The sequence below is a fragment of the Nostoc sp. NMS8 genome (genome assembly GCF_017115045.1).
GTDB lineage: Bacteria > Cyanobacteriota > Cyanobacteriia > Cyanobacteriales > Nostocaceae > Nostoc.
Genome location: NZ_JABXKK010000117.1, coordinates 1 through 25,608 on the forward strand (window position 1 = coordinate 1; position 25,608 = coordinate 25,608).

At 41.1% G+C, this 25,608-nt stretch carries 13 protein-coding genes, 1 other RNA gene and 1 pseudogene; 10 read left to right on the forward strand and 5 right to left on the reverse strand.

The genetic code is table 11. From position 1 onward, the window contains the following. Positions 1-474: 474 nt before the first annotated feature. Positions 475-2,517: a protein phosphatase 2C domain-containing protein gene (locus HWQ39_RS32280; protein WP_292854032.1), complete on the reverse strand. Its 2,043-nt coding sequence runs from the start codon at positions 2,515-2,517 to the stop codon at positions 475-477. A 233-nt stretch (positions 2,518-2,750) separates the two neighbouring features. Here HWQ39_RS32280 and HWQ39_RS32285 point away from each other — a divergent pair, with 233 nt between their 5' ends. From HWQ39_RS32285 to HWQ39_RS32295, 3 genes and pseudogenes are all read left to right on the forward strand, one after another. Next, positions 2,751-3,185: an NfeD family protein gene (locus tag HWQ39_RS32285; RefSeq protein WP_292854033.1), complete on the forward strand. Its 435-nt coding sequence runs from the start codon at positions 2,751-2,753 to the stop codon at positions 3,183-3,185. A 122-nt stretch (positions 3,186-3,307) separates the two neighbouring features. Continuing rightward, positions 3,308-4,315, forward strand: coding sequence for an SPFH domain-containing protein (locus HWQ39_RS32290; protein WP_292854034.1), 1,008 nt, complete (start codon positions 3,308-3,310; stop codon positions 4,313-4,315). 100 nt (positions 4,316-4,415) lie between these two features. Further along, positions 4,416-8,862 (forward strand): annotated as a pseudogene (locus tag HWQ39_RS32295) (NACHT domain-containing protein). Positions 8,863-8,956: 94 nt separating this feature from the next. Here HWQ39_RS32295 and HWQ39_RS32300 read toward each other — a convergent pair. Next, positions 8,957-9,379: a type II toxin-antitoxin system VapC family toxin gene (locus HWQ39_RS32300; RefSeq protein ID WP_292854035.1), complete on the reverse strand. Its 423-nt coding sequence runs from the start codon at positions 9,377-9,379 to the stop codon at positions 8,957-8,959. Then, positions 9,376-9,612, reverse strand: a complete 237-nt coding sequence (locus tag HWQ39_RS32305) for a hypothetical protein (protein ID WP_292854036.1) — start codon at positions 9,610-9,612, stop codon at positions 9,376-9,378. The genes HWQ39_RS32300 and HWQ39_RS32305 overlap by 4 nt, the downstream gene beginning before the upstream one ends. A 240-nt stretch (positions 9,613-9,852) precedes the next feature. On the opposite strand from HWQ39_RS32305, the gene HWQ39_RS32310 reads away from it, so the two are divergent. Then, positions 9,853-10,422 carry a Uma2 family endonuclease gene (locus tag HWQ39_RS32310; protein ID WP_292854037.1) on the forward strand — a complete coding sequence of 190 codons (570 nt, stop codon included), beginning with the start codon at positions 9,853-9,855 and terminating at the stop codon, positions 10,420-10,422. Positions 10,423-10,504: 82 nt separating this feature from the next. On the opposite strand, the gene HWQ39_RS32315 is transcribed toward HWQ39_RS32310, so the two are convergent. Beyond that, positions 10,505-10,909 (reverse strand): Fur family transcriptional regulator, encoded by a 405-nt coding sequence (locus tag HWQ39_RS32315; RefSeq protein ID WP_292854038.1) that lies wholly within the window; start codon positions 10,907-10,909, stop codon positions 10,505-10,507. Between the two features lie 144 nt (positions 10,910-11,053). On the opposite strand from HWQ39_RS32315, the gene purS reads away from it, so the two are divergent. Next, on the forward strand, positions 11,054-11,332 hold the full coding sequence (gene purS / locus HWQ39_RS32320) for a phosphoribosylformylglycinamidine synthase subunit PurS (protein WP_292854039.1): 279 nt from the start codon (positions 11,054-11,056) through the stop codon (positions 11,330-11,332). Positions 11,333-11,431: 99 nt separating this feature from the next. Beyond that, entirely contained in the window at positions 11,432-12,109 is a 678-nt protein-coding gene (gene purQ / locus HWQ39_RS32325; protein WP_292854040.1) for a phosphoribosylformylglycinamidine synthase subunit PurQ, read from the forward strand. Between the two features lie 322 nt (positions 12,110-12,431). On the opposite strand, the gene HWQ39_RS32330 is transcribed toward purQ, so the two are convergent. Beyond that, the gene (locus HWQ39_RS32330) at positions 12,432-16,718 is read right to left on the reverse strand and encodes a filamentous hemagglutinin N-terminal domain-containing protein (RefSeq protein WP_292854041.1); all 4,287 of its coding nucleotides are present in this window, start codon (positions 16,716-16,718) and stop codon (positions 12,432-12,434) included. Between the two features lie 867 nt (positions 16,719-17,585). Here HWQ39_RS32330 and HWQ39_RS32335 point away from each other — a divergent pair. From HWQ39_RS32335 to HWQ39_RS32350, 4 genes are all read left to right on the forward strand, one after another. Next, entirely contained in the window at positions 17,586-18,110 is a 525-nt protein-coding gene (locus HWQ39_RS32335; protein WP_292854042.1) for a pentapeptide repeat-containing protein, read from the forward strand. Next, positions 18,107-19,273: a 5-(carboxyamino)imidazole ribonucleotide synthase gene (locus HWQ39_RS32340; protein WP_292854043.1), complete on the forward strand. Its 1,167-nt coding sequence runs from the start codon at positions 18,107-18,109 to the stop codon at positions 19,271-19,273. The genes HWQ39_RS32335 and HWQ39_RS32340 overlap by 4 nt, the downstream gene beginning before the upstream one ends. A 60-nt stretch (positions 19,274-19,333) precedes the next feature. After that, a non-coding RNA gene (gene ssrS / locus HWQ39_RS32345) (6S RNA) lies at positions 19,334-19,517 on the forward strand. Positions 19,518-20,181: 664 nt separating this feature from the next. Further along, a complete protein-coding gene (locus HWQ39_RS32350) occupies positions 20,182-25,578 on the forward strand; it encodes an ATP-binding sensor histidine kinase (RefSeq protein ID WP_292854044.1) in 5,397 nt (1,798 codons plus the stop codon). Positions 25,579-25,608 lie beyond the last annotated feature (30 nt).

Consider the following 25,608-nt stretch of genomic DNA (forward strand, 5'->3'; position numbering starts at 1 on the left):
TATGTTAGCGTAGATCATCCGCTAACTCCTCTGCCACACCTTTTTTCGTTCACCCTAGTGTGATGGGTATTCAGACGATTGCTAAGTTTGTGGAGAATGACGCGATTTTAGAGCGAATTACGGCACTAGGAATTGATTACGCACAGGGATATGGCATTGCAGCACTTCGTCCATTGGGGTAGCTCCCACGTAGGTGCAAGATGTGATATAGAGTTATGTGTGGTGCGATCGCTAACCTATCTCGACTTACTAGCGATCGCCACTTGATTGTCCGTTACCCTAAATGTAGAAGTTGTTCTTACCAACATTGCAACGTTTCTCTCAAAGGTTGTAATGTTTCTCTCAAAGGTTGTAATGTTTCTCTCAAAGGTTGTAATGTTTCTCATCAACATTGCAACACTCATAAAGGATATTACAATATTTCTCACAAACATTACAATACTCCTCATCAACATTACAACATTTCGGTAGAATCTATCTCCCAGGCAAACAAAATTGCTCCACTCCTTGGGGAAGTTGCCGACACATCTGCTGGAATCTTTGAGGATTAATTTGCCACCAAGCAAATAATCCCAGACTTGTACCCCCTACAAGCAATGCCAATACTTCCCACAGTCGTAACAAACGCTTATCCCGTTTAGGTTTTGTAATGAAAGTTGGTCGAATTTCTGGTATAAAAGGTGTTTCCTCTGAAAGATCCAAATCTAGATCCAAACCTAGATCCAAATCTAGCAGAGTTTCCGAACTGTCTGTAAAGGAAATTAATTCCTCTTCTTCCCCTCGTTCTGCTTGTTCTTCTTCCTCTCGTTCTGCTTGTTCTTCTTCCTCTCGTTCTGCTTGTTCTTCCTCTTGTATTTCTGCTTCTATAATTTCTTGTGGCAACGCCGGAGTCACAGGTACTAAATATTCTGGAGAGACACGGCAATAAGTCAGAACAACCGATGTATTATCACGCCCATTTTTTTCGTTTGCCAAGTTAATCCAGTTGTGGACAGCATCTTCAACTGTCATTTGTGCTGTCAACACAGGTATTGCATAATCCTGCCAAGATTGTTCTACCCAGTTATTATCACTTAAACCATCAGAACACAGTAGCAAAATACCATCTTCTTCCACAATAAATCGCTGAACCTTGAGACGCAAAGATTCTGAATCTCTTGTCCCCAATGCTTGAGTTAAGGCACTAGCATCTGGTCTCACAAGTGCCTTTCGATACAAGCTTTTTGCAAGGCGGACTTCCCGCGTCGCTACATCATCATCGACAGTGAGTAGCTGGCAATAATTGCGAGTAATCCAATAGGCGCGGCTATCGCCAACATTAGCCAAGTAAAGTTCATGGGTATTATTTGATTGCCATCCAGTACTTGTCTGGACTCGTTGGGGAATTTGCACCGCCATGACAATTGTTGTAGCCATGCGTTCTCTGCCTTGGCGTTTTTGTTGATCATTGCGGGCACAAATCAGATTATTTATTACCCGTAAGCTTGCTTCTAATTGTTCTTGTAATAACTCTGGCGGTAAAAGTCCAGTTTGTTGTGTTACTTCCGCTAGTAAAGCGCGAATTTGCAACTTTACAGACTGCACTGTTAACTTACTAGCAACCTCACCGCCTTCATGGCCGCCAATGCCATCGCAAACAATCGACAAGTGGCGTAATAAAGGTTCGTCTAAATCACTCAAAGCATTCGGATAGCAAGCGTCTTCATTTTGCGCCATGATTGGGCCAATATCTGTAGAGCCTGCCACCTTTAAGACTAATGGCAATTCTGCCGCAGCTGCTAATAATAAATGATTGAGTTGAATATTAATCGCTTCTAACTCAATCTCAGTTTCACACATCTCCTGGACTATGTTCTGTAACCCTTTGGCTACTGATGCCTTGGCAGACACTACCCAAAACTGCCAACACTCACCTAGATTTTGTAAACTCAGCTTTTCATCTGCTGGTGTTTGGTAGAGTTCCAACAGTCGCACACACCAACCTTCGACCCTCAAGTTATCTATTACTAGTAAACTGTGGCTAAGTCCCAGTTCTGATAAAGGTTTCCAAAGTTGGAGAATTTGCCACAGCCAATAAACTTGTCGTACTGCTGTTGCTTGCTCCCATGCCTCAACGATAGTTGGATAGATATTTCCTGTCTTATCTATCGGCACATTTTCTAATAAGAGGATATCAGTTGTATCTCCATCAAGATTACTAGCAAACCCATAAGCCTGAGGTAAGTGCAACCGCTCTTGATATAACCGTAGATAAGGAATTACTTCTGTTGACAATTCTTCAGGTATATCTGGCGGTAGTCCCGGTTGAGTATCCAACCAAATCTGCTGTTTAATTACTTCATACCTGTCTGCAACCTTTGTGCCTGGTGGGATTTGAGCAGACAATGAGCCAGTCGCCCAAAGATAGCGGTGAACTAAAGGAGTTTGGCAATTGGCACAAACACTATCCCCCATTGGATTAATGGGGCTATTACAGCGTGGATTTATACAAAAAATTATCAGTTGGGTAGAAATCATAAAGGTATAAATTAAAAAAAACAATCAACTCATGAACTTCGATTAACTTTAGCTGGCAATGAATTGAAGGCTAGAATAAACTGGACTTGTGTACTGCTAGCTACACGTTGTTACTGAAATTAATCAAAATTATTGGTAGAAATATCAAGTTTTGCTTTCTGTAAATAACTTACGTCTGGCTGTATCTAATCGTAGAAATGCATTTACGTCAATGTAGAGACTAGGATGGCGCTATGCCAAGTTTTACCTTAATCTGGCTTCTGGCAGGAGCAGTTCTATGTTTAACAGAACTGTTTTTACCATCGGCGTTTGTCGCCTTCATGATGGGAATTAGCGCTTTGGTGGTGGCGCTGCTGTCTGGAGTGGGTATGGGAAGTGTATGGTTGCAAGTTATAGTTTGGCTGTTGCTTTCCACAGCGCTAATCGTGCTTTCTCGTCGTTTTTTACAACCGCGACGACGCAGATCGAAAATTCAGGATGCAGTCATAGCCGAAACCTTAACAGAAATTCTGCCTGGGAAAACAGGGCGGGTACGATATGAGGGAAATTCTTGGCAAGCAAGATGTGATGATGAGAAATTTACCGTACCACCCCATCAAAAAGTTTATGTAGTTAGGAGGGAAGGTACTACTTTAATTGTCGTACCAGAAAATCTGTTGAATTCTTAGTTATTGGGGATTGGGAATTGGGGACGAGGAGAAAGACTTGTTGCAAGTTTTCCCTTATCTTCCTCATCTCCCTTATCTCCCTCATCTCCCCACTCCCTCTATTAAAAATCAGGAGATTTACAATGGAACAGTTTTTTTTACTAGTATTTTTAGCCCTTGGCGGTGGTGCTGTAGCCGGAACGGTGAAAGTCGTCAATCAGGGCAATGAAGCTTTGGTGGAAAGATTGGGTAGTTATAACAAAAAACTGGAACCAGGACTAAATTTCGTCATTCCTTTCTTGGATAGAGTTGTCTACCAAGGAACTATCAAAGAAAAAGTCTTAGATATTCCTCCCCAACAATGCATCACTCGTGACAACGTTGGTATTGAGGTAGATGCAGTGTTTTACTGGCGCATCGTGGATATGGAAAAAGCCTGGTATAAGGTAGAAAATCTCCAGTCGGCAATGATAAATATGGTACTGACTCAAATTCGCGCCGAAATGGGGCAACTGGAGTTGGATCAAACTTTTACTGCTCGTTCCCACATCAGTGAACTTTTGTTACGAGATTTGGATGTTGCTACCGATCCTTGGGGTGTGAAAGTGACACGGGTAGAACTGCGAGATATTATTCCGTCTCAGGCAGTGCGAGAATCGATGGAATTGCAAATGTCGGCAGAACGACGCAAACGGGCAGCAATTTTAACTTCTGAGGGCGAACGCGAATCTGCTGTTAATAGTGCTAAAGGTAAAGCTGAGGCGCAAATATTGGATGCGGAAGCTCGTCAAAAATCGACAATTCTGCAAGCGGAAGCTGAACAAAAGGCGCTAGTTCTGAAAGCTCAAGCGGAACGTCAGCAGCAGGTTCTAAAAGCCCAAGCGATCGCAGAATCAGCAGAAATTATAGGCCAAAAGCTCCAGACAAATCCCAATGCCAATAAAGCAGTTGAAGTTCTGTTTGCTTTAGGCTATCTGGATATGGGCGCGACAATTGGTAAAAGCGATAGCAGCAAGGTCTTATTTATAGATCCGCGCACTATCCCTGCTGCTTTCGAGGGTATGCGTTCTGTTATCTCAAATGGTCAAGTTGACTCTAACGATTTATTTTCTAAACAAATCCCAGGATTAGAAAATAATCGTCCTAGCTAGAAATGGGGAGTGGGGAGTAGGGAGTTAGGAGTTAGAAGTAGAGATTAATTTCTTCCCCATGCCCCACGCCCAATGACAAATGACAAATGACAAATGACTAATGATAATTAACCCAGAACAGGTTATCAGCGCTATTATTGCGATCGCGAATCCTTTAATTAAGGAAAAAATTCGACGCAATGAGACTGTAATTAAATTACTTCAGAAGTTTAACCTCGATCCAGAGCATCCACCAGCAGATTTTAGTGGGGTTTATGCATACTCACTAGTAGAATACGGTGTTGGGAAGCCCCAGCCTGTTTTAGAACTTTTTCGCCAAGAAGCAATCAAACAGGCTTTCCGCAAAGCATTTGACCATAATAACCCCTCAATTTTGCTTTCTGAGGTTGATGCTTGGCTTGATTCCTATTCTTTGGGTGATGACATTAGAAGTTTGGGAATTGACATTAGAAGAGAAATTGCCGCCTTTTATATTGTGTTTGCAGAAGTTGCTAAACGCACACGCAACCCAGCAGATACACTAATGAGTCAACAAATTGGCTCTTTGCAAAAACGCATTACAAATATCCAAGAAGTACTTGACAGGCTGCCGACGCTGGAAGGTATTCGGACAGAAATGGCGCGGTTGGCACAAAATTCCTCCACACTGCTTGAGGCCGGAACATCTACCGAAAATCAATGTCGAGCCATAGCTTTAGCTCAACAAATGCGCGGCTGGTTTGAAACCTTGGGCTACCGCTTTGAAAAGTATGAAATTTGGGGTGATTCATATTTTGAGTGGATTATCAATGTACCAACCCGGCGTAACCGATATGACCGCATCTTAATCAGAGGAATTGAGGGCGAAGTTGGACTCAAGGATGTAGCTGTTTTGCGTTCTTCTGTGGAGCAACAGAGAACTGATGAAGGTTGGTTAGTAACGGCAAGGAGGATTGCACGAGCGGCGCGGAATGAGGTAGAAAAGGAGGAAAATCGCCACTTAGGTTGTTATACTTTTGACGAACTCATTGACCAAGATGCTGATTTTACCGATTATCTCGATTGGTTAGAAGCGGAAATTATTCGACGGCAAATAGATATAAAGTACGTTCCTTTAGCTTGCACAAAAGAGGAAATTGACCCCGATACTAAACAGCGTATCGGCATTAGTCACTATAGCGATCGCGATGGTTGGATTGATGGTTATATTGATATGGGTTGGACGATCCCGCCAAAGAGCATATTTCTATACTAGGAGAATTTGGTACGGGGAAAACTTGGTTTGCTTTCCATTATGCTTGGGTGGCATTGCAACGTTACCGAGATGCCCAAAAGCGCGGTGTTGAGCGTCCCCGTTTACCTTTGGTAATTACGCTGCGAGATTTTGCCAAAGCAATAAATGTCGAGAACGTTTTAGCAGGGTTCTTTTTTACACAACATAATATACGTTTAACTAGCGAAGTATTTGACCAGTTAAACGGCATGGGTAAATTGCTGCTAATTTTTGATGGTTTTGACGAAATGGCAGCAAAAGTTGACCGTCAACAGATGATTAATAACTTTTGGGAACTGGCAAAAGTTGTGGTTCCCGGTGCAAAGGTTATCTTGACTTGTCGCACCGAACATTTTCCTGAAGCTAAAGAAGGACGCGCTCTGCTCAATACCGAGTTGCAAGCTTCTACCAAGCAGTTGACAGGGGAAACACCACAGTTTGAAGTGCTGGAACTGGAGAAATTTAACGACGACCAAATTCGGCTGGTGTTGTCGCATCAAACGGAAACTGCAACGGTTGAACAAGTGATGGGAAATCCGCAATTATTGGATTTAGCCCGTCGTCCGGTGATGACAGAGTTAATTTTGGAAGCTTTGCCAGATATTGAGGCGGGTAAACCTGTGGATATGTCGCGGGTTTACTTGTATGCGGTGCGGCGAAAAATGGAACGGGATATTAAGAGCGATCGCACCTTTACTTCTTTGGCAGAAAAGCTATACTTTTTGTGCGAACTATCTTGGGAAATGCTGTCTACAAACGAAATGAGCCTCAATTATCGGCTTTTCCCTGATAGAATTCGGCGCTTATTTGGTTCGGTAGTGCAAGAAGAGAAGGATTTAGACCACTGGCATTACGACATGATGGGGCAAACAATGCTCATCCGCAATGCTGATGGTGATTACACTCCAGCGCATCGGTCGCTGTTAGAGTTTTTTGTAGCGTATAAATTTGCAGCAGAGTTGGGAGTATTGGCGAATGATTTTACGGATTTAGCGCGGGTACGATTCCAGATAAATCATGATGTTGCACCTGTTGATTATAGTTGGTCTGCTTATTTCAGTCGTCAGGTAGATGCAGCTGGAGAGATTCTGCCAACTCCAGCATTAAAGGGATTTATAAGTGAATCGTTAGAAAAATTGAGGGTAACTTTTGGTAAAGCACCTTTAACGAAAGCCGTGATGGATTTGCTTTTACCGATGATTAATGTAGATGCTCAAGCTGGCATTATTGATCTAATTGAGGCAACGCGGCAAAAAACTGAAGATGAGGTTATATTGGCGGGAATGCGGCTACGCTGGTGGTGAAGTTAGATAGAGCGGTCTTGGAGGGGAGAAATTTAAGCCAAGTGGTGGTTAAGGGAGCAGATTTTTCCGATGCAAGCTTACGCCACACTAATTTTATAGGAGCCAACCTAACTAAATCAGTTTTCCCAAAGGTCTTCGGTGCAGTTTTTTCAGTTGCATATAGTCCTGATGGTGAGCTATTTGCAGTAGCTGATGGCAATTGTGAAATTAGTATATGGTTCGCTAGAAACGATCGGCAAATTTTGAAATGTAAAGGGCATAATAATTGGATACGCTCAGTAGTCTTTAGTCCTGATGCTCAAATTTTGGCAAGTGCTAGCTATGACCATACTGTAAGGCTGTGGAATGCTGCCACCGGAGTATGTATAAAAATTCTGGAAGAACATAGCACTAGGGTAAATTCAGTAGCATTTAGTCCAGATGGTAAAATCTTAGCAAGTGCAAGTCGAGATAGAACGATAAAGCTTTGGAATACTAGCACTGGAGAATGTCTGAAAACTTTAGAAAATATAAGCAGTATCAATTCAGTAGTTTTCAGCCCTAACGGTAAAACTGTTGCAGCAGCAGGAAAAGATAAAACTGTAAAAATATGGGATATTGTTACTGGCAAATGTTTAAAAAACTTTGAAGAACACACCGATTCAATCAGATCAGTTTTGTTTAATTTAGATGGTACAACTCTAATAAGTGGTAGTAGAGATAAAACTATAAAATTATGGGATATTGCCACTGGAGAATGCTTAAAAAGCTTTGAAGGACATACCGACACAGTACGTTCAGTTGCTATTCATCCTGAATATCAGATATTGGCAAGTAGCAGTAATGATAAAACTGTGAAGCTATGGAATTTAAAAACAGGAGAATGCTTAAAGAATTTACAAGGACATACTAGTTGGATACCCTCAATAGCCATTAGTCCTGATGGCACGAATTTAATTAGCGGTAGTGACGATCAAACTGTCAGAAAATGGGACATCAATACCGGAAAGTGTTTGAATATTTTGCAGGGTTCTACCAGTTGGGTACGTTCAGTTGCGATTAGCCCTAATGGTAAAACTTTAGCCAGTTGTAGTGAAGACACAACCGTAAAATTGTGGGATTTCGCTACAGGAAAATGCTTGAAAACTTTGCAGGGACATAGAAGTAAAGTCAATTCAGTTGCAATTAGCCCTGATGGTAGTATTTTAGCCAGTTGTAGTTATGACCGAACAATTAAGTTATGGGATATCAATACTGGAAAATGTTTGAAAACTCTATCTGTTCATACTGGAGGAGTCAATTCAGTAGCTTTTGCTCCTGATGCTATAACCATCATAAGCGGTAGTGGTAATGACAAAATCAATGTATGGGATGCTAGTACAGGAGATTGCATTAAAACTTTGCAAGGGCATACCGACTGGGTATGGTGTGTAGTAAGCAGTCCTGATAACAAAATCCTAGCCAGTAGCAGTTATGATAAAACGGCGAGATTATGGGATATCCATACTGGAGAATGCTTAAACATAATCCAAGGTCATACTTTGATGGTAAGTGCATTGGCAATTAGTCCCGATAGTTGCATAATCGCTAGTGCAAGTGGTGATCAAACGGTAAAGCTTTGGAATATCCATAATGGCGAATGCTTAAAAACTTTATATGGGCATCTAGATTGGGTAAATGCAGTAGCATTTAGTCCAGATGGTCAATTTTTAATCAGTGCTGGCAATGATGCACAAATCATTATTTGGGATATCCATACTGGCGAATGTATTAGAACTTTGTCAGGACACAGTAGTTGGGTAAATACTGTTATTTTTAGCCCTGACAGTCAAACTATTGTCAGTGGCGGTAGAGATGAAACAATTAAGGTTTGGGATTTTCAGTCTGGTAAGTGTCTAACAACACTAGACAATAGACTTTATGCAAGTATGAATATTACAAGTGTTAAGGGTTTAACCGAAGCTGAAAAAGCCACCCTCAAAGCGTTAGGCGCAGTAGAAGATGGAGAATAAATTTTAGGCGATACATGACGGGAAGTTATTGCAATATCTACGACGGGCTAGACTTATACAGTTTTGTAGCACAAGGTTTTGGTTATGCTTTGATTTACTGCACTAACAAAACCTCAACTCCTAAAACCTCACCACTGGTTGCTAAAGCTTCATCAGCCGTTACCAATTGGATATTATTTTGAAATGCAATTGTCAAATGTAGAGCATCAAGTGTACGCAATGGTGTATCAAATCGACTAATCCACTCACGCGCTAAATTATAATGAACTATTTCTACCGCAATTTGAGTATAAAATCCACTATCCAAATCTGCTTGGAATCTTTCTACAACGGCCATTGCATCCTGCTGAGATATTTCTCGCATTCTGACTCGACGCGATAACGCAGAAACGAGTTCAACCTCAACCAACTGACTCAAACCTACTTCCGTTTCATTGAGTAATAATTGTTCAACTGCATCGCTCAAAGCTTCTCTCCAATACAAAGGAGCGATAACGCTTGTATCTAAATAAATCAACGACGTTCCTCTGTACGCGCATTGATGACAGTTGCGCTCAATGACTCACCCTTAATCGCAAGAGAATCACGAAATTGTTTCATACTAGCTAATCGTTCTTCCTTGTGTAATGGAGGAACTAAACGAGCCACAGCTTTATCTTGCTCTAGCAAAATTACTTCTTCTCCCCTAGCTACTCGTTCTAAGAGAGATTTTAAATCTATAGCTGCTTCTTCAACGCTAATCCTCAACACTCCATTACTCCTAATTTGAAGATAAAATAAAATTCCCTATTGAAATTATTGTAATTGAATTGAGTAGTTTTCTATCTTATTCTGTGATATCTAAAAAATAGGTACGGTAGAAGATAGAGAATAAATTTTAGGCAATACCTAACGGTAAGTTTGCACGATGCCTACAACGGGCTACGCCCATGCACTACTTGTCTAATTATTTTCGCGATCAAATAATCAAGTTTTGATAAGTTGTAAATTATGACATTATCTACTCAGTCAACCACAGTAATAAGTGTGAAAGAGTTCTTAAAACTACCAGAGACAAAACCAGCAAACGAGTATTTTAACGGAAAAATATACCAAAAACCTATGCTACAAGGAGAACACAGTACGTTACAGGGCAGTTTAATTACAGCTATTAATGGGATTGCTAAACCGCAAAAAATTGCTTATGCCTTTCCTGAATTACGCTGTACATTTGAAGGTCGTTCAATAGTACCAGATATTGCAGTTTTTGAATGGCAAAGAATTCCATTACTTTCTAATGGAAGAATTACAAATAAATTTGAGATTCCCCCAGATTGGATAATTGAAATTTTATCACCGGAACAATCACCTAACCGAGTTATCAGCAAAATTACATTTTATATTCAAAATGGAGCAAAGCTAGGTTGGTTGCTCGATTCTGCTGATGAGTCAATCATGATTTTTGAACCCAATAAATTACCAGAATTAAAAGAAAAGCAAGATATCTTACCCGTCTTGAGTGTTTTGGAAAATTGGCAATTAACAGTCGCAGATGTATTTAGTTGGTTGAGTTTTGTTTGAATAAAGCATTTATTACAACAGAATTCAGGAGTCAGAATTAGAAGTAAAACACGCTTTATTCCTCTTTTGAGAATTGGTATGACTATTGACCAATTTCAGGAGCTTGATTTACCTGGCATTGACTGCACAACCCAAAAAACTCTAGGGTGTGGTAAAAAACTTTAAACTTATGGCTGGTTTCTAACTGGTCTTCTAAGTCATGAACAGGGCATTGATGAATCGGAATTGAGACACCGCATTGCAAGCAAGTAAGGTGGTGTTTATCTTGCTGCGCTAGGCTATAGAGGGCTTCACCGTTAGCCAAATTCCGCACTTGTACCATGCCTTCGAGTTTTAAGGCATCTAGGGAACGGTAAACTGTTGCTAAACCCATACTCTGATTTGTATTACGTAGTTCTACGTAAATATCCTGGGCAGAAATGCCTTTTTTGATGTTTTTCAGCAGGTTGAAAATACGCTCTTGACTGCGGGTGCGTATGGCTCTCATAGACAATTATTTAAATATGCCACTGTAGTTGAAGCTGTTAGATGGGCTAATCGCTCAATTAACTTTAACCGCTTCGTAATCTTATTTTCACTCAGTTAGAGCATAAAGTTATAGTATAGCGATCGCAGGATTCAGAAAAAGCCCGTGCAAACCAAGTATCTAGCCAAAATTTTCGTGACCCTTCGTCCTTCAGTTTTAGACCCCGCTGGTGTCGCTGTACAATCTGGTCTTAAGCAACTGGGATACGAGAACGTTGACCAGGTGCGGATTGGCAAGTACATTGAACTCACCATCACCTCAACTGATGAAAAGAAAGCGCGTAAAGACCTTGATACCATTTGTGACCAAATGCTATCAAATCCCGTAATTGAAAATTACCGCTTTGAATTAATTGAGGTCGAAACTCAAACTGGGATATTTTAGGGACTGGGGAGTGGGGATTGAGCATTGCTTCTCCCTCATCCCCACTCCCAATGACTAATGACTAATGACTAATGACCAATGACTAATGACCAATGACCCATGACTAAATTCGGTGTTGTTGTTTTTCCCGGTTCTAATTGCGATCGCGATGTTGCTTATGTAACCAGAGACTTGCTCTCACAACCGACTCGCATGGTTTGGCATCAAGAAACAGACATTGCTGATTTGGATGTCGTGATTATCCCTGGTGGCTTTAGTTACGGTGATTATTTACGCTGCGGTGCGATCGCGCGTTTTTCACCCGTGATGCAACAGGTTCTGGAACACGCCCAAAAGGGTAAGTTTGTCCTCGGTATTTGTAATGGTTTTCAGGTATTAACTGAAGCTGGACTTTTGCCAGGGGTGTTAACCAGAAATCGGGATTTGCATTTTATTTGCGATCGCGTTCCCTTGAAAGTTGAGCGTACTAATCTTTTATGGACACAAGCTTATACGACTGGTGAAGTTATCACTTTACCCATAGCCCACGGAGAGGGGCGATTCTACGCCGATCCAGCTACTCTCGCAGAAATTGAAGATAACGGGCAAGTCTTGTTTCGTTATGAAGGCGAAAATCCCAACGGTTCACTGAACAATATTGCCGGGATTAGCGATCGTCGGGGCAATGTGTTGGGGATGATGCCGCACCCAGAAAGGGCGTCAGACGCAATGCTGGGGGGTAGTGATGGCTTGAGGTTGTTTCAAGGCTTGCTAGAGAAGGTAGCGGCATTAGCGTAAAGGAAATCTCAGGCAATATAATTGGGTTAAAGAGCGATCGCTGTTTGAAAGATAGATGAACATTCTTCTACAGACGGCGATTTCTCATTTATTGACCTCACGCGGTTGAACAGACATTTATTTTTTCCGCATTCAAATAAAATATTCACTCATTCTCAGTAGAACTCCTTGTTTTATGGGGTAATGGCTTTTACCCCAAAACACTTGTAGAGACGGCGATTTATCGCGTCTCGAAAACCCAAAATTTTTGCCAGTAGCCCTTAACCCAAGCGTATTGGCTTTTACCCCTCATTCATTGCCAATAACATCTAAATCTATAAAATTAATTAGAACATTCTCGACTCAATAGCAACTGCCCATTACTCGTCCGATATAAACCTTGTGGTTCAATAATCGGATCGCCTTTCTTCCAAAGACGGGATGTAATTTCTACACCTCTCACTTCACCAGTTGTGTAATTAGAAACCAAAGCATTATCAGGCCGATTATTGGTTAAAGCACCCGAACCTGTAATGGTGAAAGAGTTTTCTTGTCGCTTGCTAGCACGGGAAATGCAGCTATTGGCAATGAGTGCATTGGTATCGATGACTGGAGGTAATTCGGTAAAGCTGTTTTGAATGGAACTGGTATCGGGTGCGTTAATGCTAATGACTCCTGAAACGCCTTGTTCTGAACTGGCGGTAATATCACTTTTTTCTGTTGGCTTTGGACGCGACTCGATACCAAAAATACCTTGAGAATTGATTTTGACGTTCCCACCTGTTCCTGTGAAGGCGTTGGCTGTGATGTCGCTGTTTTCTTTGGGGATGGCGACGATAAATCTTGAATCGATATTGATGTTACCACCATCGCCACCTGATTGGGCTGTACCTGCGGTAGTCGAAATTCCGCTACCGCGACGCAATATTAAGCGATCGCTAGCAGTTAAATTAATATTTCCACCATCACCAGAATTAGTTACAGCAGCGATAATTCCTTGGTTATCAAGTGTTGTGGAAGCAGAATTAATATTAATATCTCCAGCTTTACCTTGGCCCACACTGCTGGTACTTAGTTGCCCACCATTACTTAAATACAAAGAATCTGTTGTCAGGTTAATATTACCTGCATTGCCCACAGCTATTGAACTGACTGTACTAAAAATACCGCTAGAAAAACCTGTGGTGCCAATACCATCGATTAAAATGCGATCGCGTGCATCAATAGTAATATCACCTCCATTGCCTCTCGAAAAAGTACTAGCATTGACTATTCCACCATTGGTTAAAAATAAAGAACCTGTTGTCAGGTTAATATTACCTCCATTGCCCACAGCTTGACCTTCTAAGGTAGTAAAAACACCGCTTGAACTTCCATTACTACCGACACCATCAATGCCAATAGCATCGCCAGCATTAACTATAATGTCACCTGCATTACCTTTGCCAAAACTGGTAGCAGCAAGTTGTCCGCCGTTGCTTAGTGTTAAGGAGTTAGTTGTGATTTGGATATCCCCACCTTTGCCAATATCTCCAGCAGACAAAAAACTAAAAGCGCCACTCGCGTTATTGCCACTAGTACCATCGATAATGACAGCATCACGGGCATCAATGTTTATATTTCCAGCATTTCGGTTTGCAGAGGTGCGGGTTACACCACCATTTTTTAAGGTCAGCGTTCCTGTTTTAACCTCGATATTTCCACCATTACCGCTTCCAGTAGCAAAGGTATATGCCGCAGTTGACAAATTTTTACCATTGGTTCCGTCAAAGGTAACAGCATCGCGTGTATCGATAAAGATATTGCCACCATTACCTTGACCATCACTAAAAGTGGAAATAGTAGCACCATTTTTGACAAATAATCCTCTAGAATTAATGCGGATATTCCCAGCGTTACCCGTGCTATTGTTTAGCGCAGCAGTGGATACGGGAGTAAATAAACCATTTTCCCCACCATCAAAAGTTACTGTATCGCCTGCGTTGATGGTGATATCGCCTCCGTTTCCCTGTCCAAGCGTGTTTCCAGAAATCTTTCCGTTGGTGACGAAAACTGTATCGCGGGCGTTGATGGTGATATTACCTGCATTTCCCTGTGCATTTGTGTCTCCAGAAATGAATGCACCATTGGTGACGGAAAGTGACCCTGTTGTAATTTTGATGTCACCTCCTTTACCTTCACCACTCACCAAGGAACTAGATAAACTACTACTTTCATCAATAATTCGACCAGTACCCAAAGTTACACCTTTGATGACACCATCAATGATGACTGTATCACGAGCATTAATGGTGATATTTCCAGCATTACCTTCCCCTTCAAAAAGTGAAGAAGATATCGTACCGCCATTTGTTAAAAACAGCGATCCTGTTTCAATTTGAAAATTTCCGGCGTTACCATTGGATGTTAATGTATAAGCACTACTGGGTAAACCATTACCGCCAATTCCATCAAAAGTAATAGTATTGCCAACATCAAGAAAGATATTACCTCCAGTTCCTTGTCCGCCGTTGCTAGCATCTAATTGTCCGCCATTTTTCAGTAGTAAATTACTTGCAGTTATGCGAATATCACCACCATTACCTATCGCCTTATTAATACCGAAACTTGATACTGTACTGTCATCTTTCATTCTGCCTCCAAAACCTGAAAATGTGACATTATTGCGGGCATTAATAGTAATATTTCCTGCATTCCCGACTCCACCAGTAAAGCTAGATATTTCGGCACCATTAGTAACAGAAAGTGATCCTGTCGTAACTTGAATGTTTCCTGCTTTTCCGACACCTCCAATATTTAAGTTGCTTTTCAAACCACTGGACATATCATAATCCAAGTTATTAAAGTAAAACTTACCCGCGTCGATAAAAACACCATCTAGCTTGACATTATCAGAAACTTCGACAGTAATATTTCCGGCATTACCTTGTCCTGATACATTTGTTGATACTTGACCGCCGTTAGTTAACGAGAGTGAAGCTGTTTTCAGGTAAATATTTCCTCCGTTACCTACTCCCTCTTTAGACACACCACTCTCAGCATCACTATTAGTATCGAAGACTATATTATCAAGGGCATTAATGCTGATATTCCCAGCACTTCCTTTGCCAAAGATACTGCTACCAATAAAAGCTCCATTAGTAGCTTTTAGCGCACCTGTCGTGATTTCAATATTACCTGCGTTACCTTCAGCAGTGGATTGCACATTATTAATAATCCCGCTAAAACCATCAGCGTTACCGTTACTGCCATCTAACAAAATATTATTACGAGCATTAATGATGATATTACCAGAATTACCTTTTCCGCTAGTGCTACCTTGAATTTGCGAACCATTGTTAATTTCCAAGGATCTGCTATTAATAGTAACGTTCCCACCATTACCTATTGCACCTTCAGCTACTTGGGAAAAAATTCCTGTACTTTCCCCTGGTCTTGAGTTACGAAAACTGATATCACCTTGAGAATTAATATTTACATTTCCGGCATTGCCTTGTCCAAAAAAATTAGCGTTGATTAATGCACCATCGCTTAACGTTAATGTCCCAGTCGCAATATTTATATTGCCAGCTTGACCAAATGCTTTTTGTTGCACTACGTTAGCAATGAAACTTTCATCTATTAACGTTGTATCTACTGTAGCATTAATAGTAATATCTCCACCTTTACTATTTGGAGTACCTAAACCTATATCTATTCCCGCTCTTAGTTTACTTTGCCCTGCTAAATTTACATTTCGCGCTTGAATTTTGATATTCCCGCCACCCGCACCGCGAACATTGACTTCTGCGCCATTACTCAACGAAACATTGGCGCGTTCCACATTCTCAGGTATAACTAAACCCAGATTATCACCCGCAATATTCAATCCCACATTTCCCGGTGCAGCCAAACTTGCTAAGTCAACATTTCCGTCATAAGCGCGAATACTCCCACCATCAATATTGATATTTCCACCCACAAGTAGCAAACTTTTACCATCAGCAACTCGCAAACCCGTAACATCTTGTCCTATAAGATTAGTACCTGCGGGTGCTTTAGATTGATTGATAATTCCCCCATTTGCTTGGATTTGATTAAACAGTAATACTGAAGGATTAATAGTCAATAATGGTGCTGCTTGAGGATTTGTCGCACTAAAAACTCCTTGATTGCCAAACTGTATTCCGTTGGCAGTCGTCCCCACAAACGAACCCTGCACATCTAAACTGGCATTTTTCCCAAACACAATCCCATTGGGATTTATCAAAAATAAATTCGGGCTAGAGTTACCAAATGTGCCCAGTCTCCCCAAAATTTCTGAAGGGTTACTACCTGTTAGCCGTGCCAAAATATTCTGAATATCTGCGCTAGGACTGAAGAAATATGCCCCCCGTCCCTCACTGATATTAAATTCTTGAAAACTGTGAAAAAGATTGATTTGGCGAGTTGCACCACCAGTAATTACTTCTATGGGCTGTCCCTGAAAGTTGCCTATAACTTTAGATGACTCAGTGCCAAGCGTGTTATCAGGCACGATATTACTTTGCTGTGCCTGGGTTTTACTAGTGAGGAGACTTACACTTAAGCAGCCCAGCAACCCTACCAATCCAAACTGCAAACACTTGTGTAATCGGTATTTGATCGTCATTGGATGCTATTCATATAGATTATTTGAGTATCTAATAGAACTGCATCTTTGGATAAGAAATAAGCGAATATTCGTTAATTATGCAGTTTTCTGCAATCAGGCGATCGCATTTGTGCATTCTCTAGGTATGAAACTGCACGCAAACAAGCAGGAAAGGTGGATGCGTGGTATGAATATGTCGGATATTGTGAAATTCATCGGCAACAGTAAAACTACTGAATACTAATTAGTTCCATCGCTAGTAGGTGGGTGAGAAAATTTATAACTATGTCATTGCGTAGGCGTAAGTCTTCCCCCAGGGTATGCAACGAAGTGGAGAGAAGCAATTGCAAGGTTTTCACCGATTTTACTTTTAGTTACATAGTTAGGTTTATTAAATGGAGAACAACCTCAATTAGGAGAAAAATTATCGGCCACAACATAGCCGGCGTAGAAATTCAGGCCAACCTCATGGTCAGTTTGATGACAGATTCATTTTTACAAATTTCGCCGCGATGGGTGGAGTTGATAATCTTTATTTTAGGAGCAGTTTTTATTAGTGCTAGTGTTTATAGTTATCAAAATTGGTGTTTATTATGGCTAGTTTTGGCAATATTTAGCGATTATTTTGGACTATGTTTAAGTCTATTTAAATATAAGTGGATATAGCGGTTCCCATTCAGATGCGGTACAAAGTTACATCACAAGGTGTAGGCGCACGGCAGTGCCCATTGGTGTCAACTTAAGCAAAAAGCAGGTAGAGTCTACAAACTGCGACACATCTAACCTTTTTGCGTTACAAAATATTAAGCTAGAGAAATACACATCTCGCAAATCCAGTAGCAAGACTGGATCAGTGTTGCTAACATTCAAATGCGGTAAGCTTAAATGCAGCGATTAGACACCAAATTGGCTCTCGATATCCTTTGGCGGCAAGGGTTGGCGTTCCTTCTGGGAATTATTATCTGGTGTGTGGCTGATCCCGCACTGGCAGTAGACTGGACTCATCCACTGTCATTTAGTAATGCAGAGTTATCAAGACGTGATTTTTCTGGAGAGAGTTTGCAAGCTGCGGAGTTTTCTAACGCCAATATGGAACTGGCTAACTTTGCAAACGCTGACTTACGGGGAGCAGTCATGAGCGCTTCAGTGATGACAAAAGCAAATCTCCACGGAGCAGATTTAACGAATGCAATGGTCGATCAGGTAAACTTAACTAAGGCAGATTTGAGTGATGCAGTTTTCAAAGAAGCTCTTTTGCTCCGCGCTATCTTTAATGATGTAAATATAGACGGTGCAGATTTTACAGATGCAATTTTGGATAGAGCGCAAATCAAAGAACTGTGCGGTAAAGCCAGTGGTGTGAATTCCAAAACAGGCGTGCAAACTCGTGATTCTCTAGGATGTCAATGAAACGTGTTGGTGTAATTGGTGGCGGACAACTTGCCTGGATGATGGCGGATGCAGCACAAAAGCTAGGTGTAGAATTAGTAGTACAAACTCCTAGCGAACACGACCCGGCCGTGTCAATTGCTGAGAAAATCGTTTTCGCTGCGGTAGATGACGCTAGTGCTACAGAAATTGTAGCTAAAAAATGCGATGTCATCACCTTTGAAAACGAATTTGTTAACCTGCAAGCTTTATCTCTTTTAGCACAGCAAGGCGTTTGTTTCCGCCCCAGATTGGAAGCTTTAGCTCCTCTTTTAGATAAATATCATCAGCGTTGCTATTTACGCGATTTGGGCTTACCAGTTCCTCAATTTTTCGCCCTTGATGAGGTGGAAAATATCAAATCAAAAATCGAATATCTAGGTTTTCCAGTAGTTCTCAAATCTAGACGCCACGGTTATGATGGTCAAGGTACTTTCATAATTCAGGATTTTGCTACTTTGGAGCAAAAGCTAAGTGATGAAAGCACAACAAAGACTTTAAATCAATCACTTTTCTTGTTAGAAGAATTTGTACCTTTTGAACGGGAACTAGCAATAATTGCAGCTCGTTCTGTAGAGGGGGAAATTGTCACTTATCCAGTAGTAGAAACCCAACAAGAACAACAAGTGTGTCGGCGGGTGATTGCGCCAGCCGAGATTACTCCCAATCAAGTAGCAGAAATAGAAGCGATCGCACATACTCTATTAAATAGCCTAGAAGTAGTGGGAATTTTTGGAATTGAGCTATTTATCCGTGCTGATGGCAAAATCCTGGTAAATGAAATTGCCCCCCGTACTCACAATTCTGGGCATTTTTCTCTTGACGCCTGCGAAACTTCTCAGTTTGAGCAGCATCTCAGAGCCGTTTGTGGTTTACCTTTGGGAAATCCAGCTTTGCAGTCCGCTGGCGCTGTGATGGTCAACCTACTAGGATATGAAAATTCTCACAGCGACTACCAAAGCCAACGCCAACAAATAGCAGAAATTCCCCAGACGCACATTCACTGGTATGGGAAGACAGAATCACGTCCTGGGCGAAAGTTAGGACATGTCACTGTTTTGCTGGATAATCAAAATCAAGAATCGGCGACTGCATACGCCAACGATATCGCCCATACTATAGAATCTATCTGGTATCCCAGGTAAATGAATCAGAAAGTTTCGATGTTGAACACACAACATCTTTTTGAAAGCTATAATGAATGAGTTGCACTACGACGTTGGTGACTGCCATCAAGTTTTTTGATCTATGCCTTTAATGACAAGGGAGTCAACTGTTCTCGTGGCAGTATACCGGGCATGTACCCGGAAACTTTAAACGAGGAATTTAGGTTCCCACCTGGATAAACCCAGGTCATAAACTTAGGTAAAACGGCGTCGCGGTGAACTTAAAATTATTAGCTCCCAAAGTCAATTAGAACTTGGGAGCTTTAATTATTTCAATCAATTTCAAAAGGACTTCCAAATAAAAAAACATCCCAAATTTTCTTGTGGGGTGGGCAACATGACATTGGTGTCAACTTAACGTAAAAGCAAGTCTATAACTAGCTTTTAGATTGCCTCATTCCCAGTCTCCGACTGGGAATGCTTTTCTTTGAGGCTCCGCCTCTCTTTCCTGGTGGCAGAGCCACCAGGAGCAGCATTTCCAGCCGGAGGCTGGAAACGAGATTTTAAAGGAGTTTCAGCTTAAGTTGACACCAATGAGCATTGCTGTGCGCTTACGATAGATGTGGTTCAAATACATGAAAACTGCTGTAAAAGGTTACAGGGAAAGGGCAACAGAAAAATCCCCATAATTCAAATTAGGGAATTTGTATGAGGATGTATTTTTTTCTTCCACAAAGAGTCACCTTAAAAAATATTTTTATTCCTTTCATTAATAAATTTAGGGCGCTGTTAGCCTATTATTCGGGGCTAATTTTTTCTGTTCCCTTTCCCTATTCCCTATTCCCTGTTCGTGCCGCGTTGGCGCAGCCTCTCGTAGAGAAGGAGCTTAGTAAATGTTGCCATATTTTTGGGAACCCTAGATACTGAGGTATTTAAAATTAAGCCCTATGGTCAGCATTCCCGGATATCACGTTAGCAAAGAACTCTATAACGGTTCTCGAACCTTGGTTTATCGCGCTAATCGAGAAACTGACCAAAAATCTGTGGTGATTAAGCTGATGAAAACTGCTTATCCCAGCTTCAGCGAATTGGTACACTTTCGCAACCAGTTCACCATCGCCAAAAATTTGAATCTACCTGGAATCATCCAAACCTACAGCCTGGAACCCTATCAGAATGGCTATGTGTTAGTGATGGAAGACTTCGGGGGAATTTCCTTGAAGGAATGGGGAGTGGGGGGAAAAGTAGAATCTCTGATGGAGTTTTTACAAATTGCGATCGCTCTATCTGATGCCTTAGATATTCTAATTCGTAATCGGATCATTCACAAAGATATTAAACCCGCCAATATTTTAATTAATCCCGAAACTAAAGAAGTTAAGTTAATTGACTTTAGTATTGCATCTCTGCTGCCACGAGAAACTCAGATATTGATGAATCCTAATGTGTTAGAAGGAACACTAGGCTATTTGTCTCCAGAGCAAACTGGAAGAATGAATCGAGGAATTGACTACCGTACTGATTTTTATTCTTTGGGTGTAACTTTTTACGAATTGCTATCGAGGGAATTACCATTTAAATCACAAGATCCGATGGAATTGGTACATTGTCATATTGCCAAACTTCCGCCACTTTTAGGGGAGAGGGAAGAGATTCCGCAAGTGTTGTCAGACATTGTGATGAAATTGATGGCAAAAAATGCCGAAGACCGCTATCAGAGCGCATTCGGGCTGAAATATGATTTAGAAAATTGTTTAGTTCAACTGAAAGAGACGGGTAAGATTGCAAGTTTCCCAATTGCTCAATGGGATGTGTGCGATCGCTTTATTATCCCAGAAAAACTCTATGGTCGCGAGCATGAAGTTGATATTCTGCTCAAAGCCTTTGACCGCGTTACCAACAATCAGACAGAATTAATGTTGGTGGCTGGTTTTTCTGGTATTGGTAAAACGGCAATTGTTAACGAGGTTCACAAACCTATTGTCCGGCAACGGGGCTACTTTATCAAAGGCAAATTTGACCAATTTAATCGAAATATTCCCTTCTCCGCTTTTGTGCAGGCGTTTCGAGACTTAATGGGGCAATTACTGAGTGAAAGTGATGTCCAATTGTCAACTTGGAAAAATAAAATTTTACAAGTACTGGGCGATCAAGGGCAAGTTATTCTTGAGGTAATTCCCGAACTAGAACAAATTATTGGTCAACAACCATCTGCAACAGAACTTTTACCAAGTGCAGCCCAGAATCGCTTCAATTTACTCTTCCAAAAGTTCATTCAGGTATTCACGACAAAAGAACATCCATTAGTAATTTTCCTCGATGATTTGCAATGGGCCGATTCTGCATCGCTCAAATTGATGCAGTTATTGATGAGCGAGTCAGGAAGTGGATCTTTACTTTTAATTGGGGCTTATCGAGATAATGAAGTATCTACCACGCATCAGTTAATGTTGACTTTAGCGGAGATTCGCAAAGCTAATGCCACAATTCACAGCATTACTTTAGCTCTGTTAAGTAATGCTAGTTTAAATCAATTGGTGGTTGATACCTTGAGTTGTTCAGATAAAACTGCCCAACCTTTGACGGAACTCATCTATCAAAAAACTCAAGGAAATCCATTTTTTGCAACACATTTTCTCAAAATATTATATGAAGATGGGCTGATTAATTTTAATTCCGATCGAGGGTACTGGCAATGTGATATTGTTGCTGTGAAAGCACTTGCGCTTACCGATGATGTTGTAGAATTCTTAGCGCTACAATTGCAAAAGTTGCCAGCAGCAACGCAAAATGTGTTGAAATTAGCTGCATGCATTGGCAACCAGTTTGATTTGCTAACCTTAGCAATTGTTTCTGAAGAATCGGAAACCGAAACGGCAGCATATTTATGGAAAGCTTTACAAGAAGGGTTAGTTTTACCTACTACTGAAGTTTATAAATTCTTTCAATACAGTGGGCATGATTCTGACTCAAATTCATTAAATTGCAATGTCCAAGTACCCATCTACAAATTTTTGCATGACCGGGTGCAACAAGCGGCTTACTCTCTGATTCCAGCTGACCAGAAACAATTTACCCATCTTAAAATTGGTCAATTACTTTTGCAAAATACCTCTGAGTCACAGCAAGAGGAGCGAATTTTTGAGATTGTCAGTCAGTTGAATCGAGGAATATTACTAATCACCCAACCGACTGAACGTCAACAATTAGCTCAGTTAAATCTGAATGCTGGTCGCAAAGCGAAAGAAGCTACCGCTTATGGTGCAGCAATTCATTACTTGTATTCTGGAATGCAGTTGTTGACAATTAATAGTTGGGAAATTGCCTACGAATTGACTCGAAGTTTATACGAAGAAGCTGCCGAAGCTGCTTTTCTCAATAACGAGTTTGACCAGATGGAATCTTTGATCCAGGTCGTCATTGAAAAAACAACTACCTTACTGGATAGGGTGAAAGTTTATGAAGTTCAACTCCAAGCTTATCAGGTGCAGGGTCAACCATTGCAAGCGATCGCAACTGGGTGTGAACTTCTCGCTCAACTTGGGGTGACATTACCTGAATCAGTAACACCTCCAGACATTCAGCAATATGTAGTCAACACGCTCTCCACTTTGGCAGGCAGAAATATTCAGGGTTTAGTCGATTTGCCATTGATGGATGATACCAAAGCTTTGGTTGCTTTGCGGATTATGGCTAGCATCGCTCCCGCCATCCACCAAACTTCTTCCTATTTGTTACCAATTGTTGCCTGCGAACAGGTGAATTTATCTCTTAAATACGGCAATGCACCACTTTCTGCACCAGGATATGCAGATTTTGGAATTGTACTTAATATTTGTAACCAAATCGAGTCAGGCTACGAATTTGGCCAGTTAGCTTTAATACTTGTGGATAGATTTAAAGCAAAATCTGTTCAAAGCATGACTATATTTAAGGTGGGTGCATTGAATCAATTTAATAAACAACATGTTCGCACCTCAATTAGTTTATTACAGGAATCCCATAGTCTTGGATTAGAAACAGGCGATTTTTTCCATGTGCTGGCATCGATGATTTTCAAATTATTCTACGTCTATTTAAGTGGCACAGAAGTTTTGGAAGTCTTGCTAGTAGATATCAAAAACTACGAATCTAATTTTGCCAAAAATCAGCGCTTATTAAATTGGTCTAGTATAGTCTGTCAAAGTATTAACAATTTAACTGCATCTAGCGATAATCCAGAATGCCTCTTTGGTGAATCTTATCAAGAAGAACAACTCTTGTCTTCGCTGATTGAAGAGAACGACGAATTAACACTCCATATATTTTTCTTAAGTAAGTTAATACTCAGTTATCTGTTTGAGAATTTTCCGGCGGCAGTTGAAAATGCAAATCAGGGAGAACAATACCTCAACAGTGCCGCCGGAATGTTATCTGTGCCTGTTTTCTACTATTACGATTCTCTGTCTCGGCTGGCTGTCTATCCAACGGCTGAACCATCTCAACAAGAAAAATTACTCTTAAAGGTTGGCGAAAATCAAGAGAAATTGCAGTTTCGAGCCAAGTTCGCACCAATGAATTTCCAGCACAAATTTGATTTGGTAGAAGCAGAACGGCATCGAGTTTTGGGCGAAAAAATAGCAGCAATAGAATTGTACGATCGCGCCATAACTCTAGCCAAAGAAAACAAATATATCCAAGAAGAAGCCTTGAGCAATGAGCTTGCTGCCAAGTTCTACCTCGAATGGGGTAAAGAAAAAATCGCCCAAGTTTATATGCAGGAAGCTTATTACTGCTATGCTCGTTGGGGCGCTAAAGCCAAAACTGACAACTTAGAAAAACACTATCCTCAACTTCTTGCTCCCATCTTACTAGCGCAACTTAATCACTTTCAACTGAGTTCAACCGTCGATGGATCATCATTCCCACATCAAACCATCCACACAAACCTTTCTAGCAGCAGTATTTCGGAAGCCCTCGATTTTGCCACCATCTTTAAAGTCTCACAAGCCCTCTCCAGTGAAATTCAATTAGAGCAATTGCTCACTACCCTCTTGCAAGTGGTGATGGAAAATGCTGGAGCGAAAAAAGCTGCCCTACTTGTACTCGAACAGGGCAACTTAGTGGTTAAAGCTGTAGCCACCATCAAAGAAGGGGTGACTCTAGTATCTGTACCATTGTCAAGCAGCGAAAACATTCCGATCGCATTGGTAAACTATGTCAAACACAGCTTAAAAACTGTGGTGCTGGATGATGCAACAGCAAAAGACGATTTTATTACTGACCAATATTTCATGCAGCAACAACCCAAAAGTGTGTTGTGTACGCCGATTTTGCGTCATGGCCAATTAATCGGGTTACTATATTTGGAAAATAAGTTGACGATTGGCGCATTTACGAGCGATCGCACAGAAGTTATCCAACTGCTATGCGCTCAAGCTGCGATTTCTCTAGAAAATGCCCGTCTTTATCAAGAATCTCAAAATTATGCCCAAGAGTTAGAGCGATCGCTACAAGAACTTGAGCATACCCAATTACAAATGGTGCAAAATGAAAAAATGGCAACCTTGGGTAATTTGGTTGCTGGGGTGGCACATGAAATTAATAATCCGATTGGATTTCTCAAAGGCAGCGTTAACAATGCCAAAGAATATACTCAAGACTTACTTGCTCATATCCAATGCTACCAACAACATTATCCCAATCCTGCGATCGCAGTCATTGAGCATGGCGAAGAAATTGACTTAGAATTCCTGACTGAGGATTTACCAAAGCTAGTAGGCTCGATGAAGGTAGCTTCAGAACGGATTGAAGACATTAGTACCAGCCTTCGCACCTTCTCCAGAGCCGATACAGCCGAAAAAGTTGCTTGTAATCTCCATGAAGGGATTGAGAGTACCCTGTTGATTTTGAAGTATCGCCTCAAAGCTAACGAAAAACGTCCAGCGATCGAAGTCATCACCGAATACGGTAAATTACCGCCTGTTAAGTGCTTTCTAGGACAGTTAAATCAAGTATTTATGAACATCCTCGCTAACGCCATCGATGTCTTAGATACTTCCTGTGAAGGGCTTTCTTTTGCCAAAGCGCAAGCTAATCATCACCAAATATTGATTCACACCGAAGTATCTAGTGAACAAAACGTGGTAGCAATTCGCATCAAAGATAACGGTCAGGGGATGCCAGAGGAGGTTAGATCGCGGATCTTCGACCACCTATTTACAACAAAAGAGGTTGGCAAAGGAACGGGATTAGGATTAGCGATCGCTCGTCAAATTGTCGAAGAAACCCATAATGGGCGGTTGAGTTGCAATTCTGTGTTTGGCGAAGGAACAGAATTTGTCATTGAGATTCCAGTGTTTTAACCAATTTGTGATTTTCCTCTCAATGCATAA

Excerpts from the sequence above, each read along its gene's own strand:
- HWQ39_RS32280 (WP_292854032.1), bottom strand. The coding sequence starts at position 2,517 with ATGATTTCTACCCAACTGATAATTTTTTGTATAAATCCACGCTGTAAT.
- HWQ39_RS32285 (WP_292854033.1), top strand. The coding sequence starts at position 2,751 with ATGCCAAGTTTTACCTTAATCTGGCTTCTGGCAGGAGCAGTTCTATGT.
- HWQ39_RS32290 (WP_292854034.1), top strand. The coding sequence starts at position 3,308 with ATGGAACAGTTTTTTTTACTAGTATTTTTAGCCCTTGGCGGTGGTGCT.
- HWQ39_RS32310 (WP_292854037.1), top strand. The coding sequence starts at position 9,853 with ATGACATTATCTACTCAGTCAACCACAGTAATAAGTGTGAAAGAGTTC.
- HWQ39_RS32315 (WP_292854038.1), bottom strand. The coding sequence starts at position 10,909 with ATGAGAGCCATACGCACCCGCAGTCAAGAGCGTATTTTCAACCTGCTG.
- purQ (WP_292854040.1), top strand. The coding sequence starts at position 11,432 with ATGACTAAATTCGGTGTTGTTGTTTTTCCCGGTTCTAATTGCGATCGC.
- HWQ39_RS32330 (WP_292854041.1), bottom strand. The coding sequence starts at position 16,718 with ATGACGATCAAATACCGATTACACAAGTGTTTGCAGTTTGGATTGGTA.
- HWQ39_RS32335 (WP_292854042.1), top strand. The coding sequence starts at position 17,586 with ATGCAGCGATTAGACACCAAATTGGCTCTCGATATCCTTTGGCGGCAA.
- HWQ39_RS32340 (WP_292854043.1), top strand. The coding sequence starts at position 18,107 with ATGAAACGTGTTGGTGTAATTGGTGGCGGACAACTTGCCTGGATGATG.
- HWQ39_RS32350 (WP_292854044.1), top strand. The coding sequence starts at position 20,182 with ATGGTCAGCATTCCCGGATATCACGTTAGCAAAGAACTCTATAACGGT.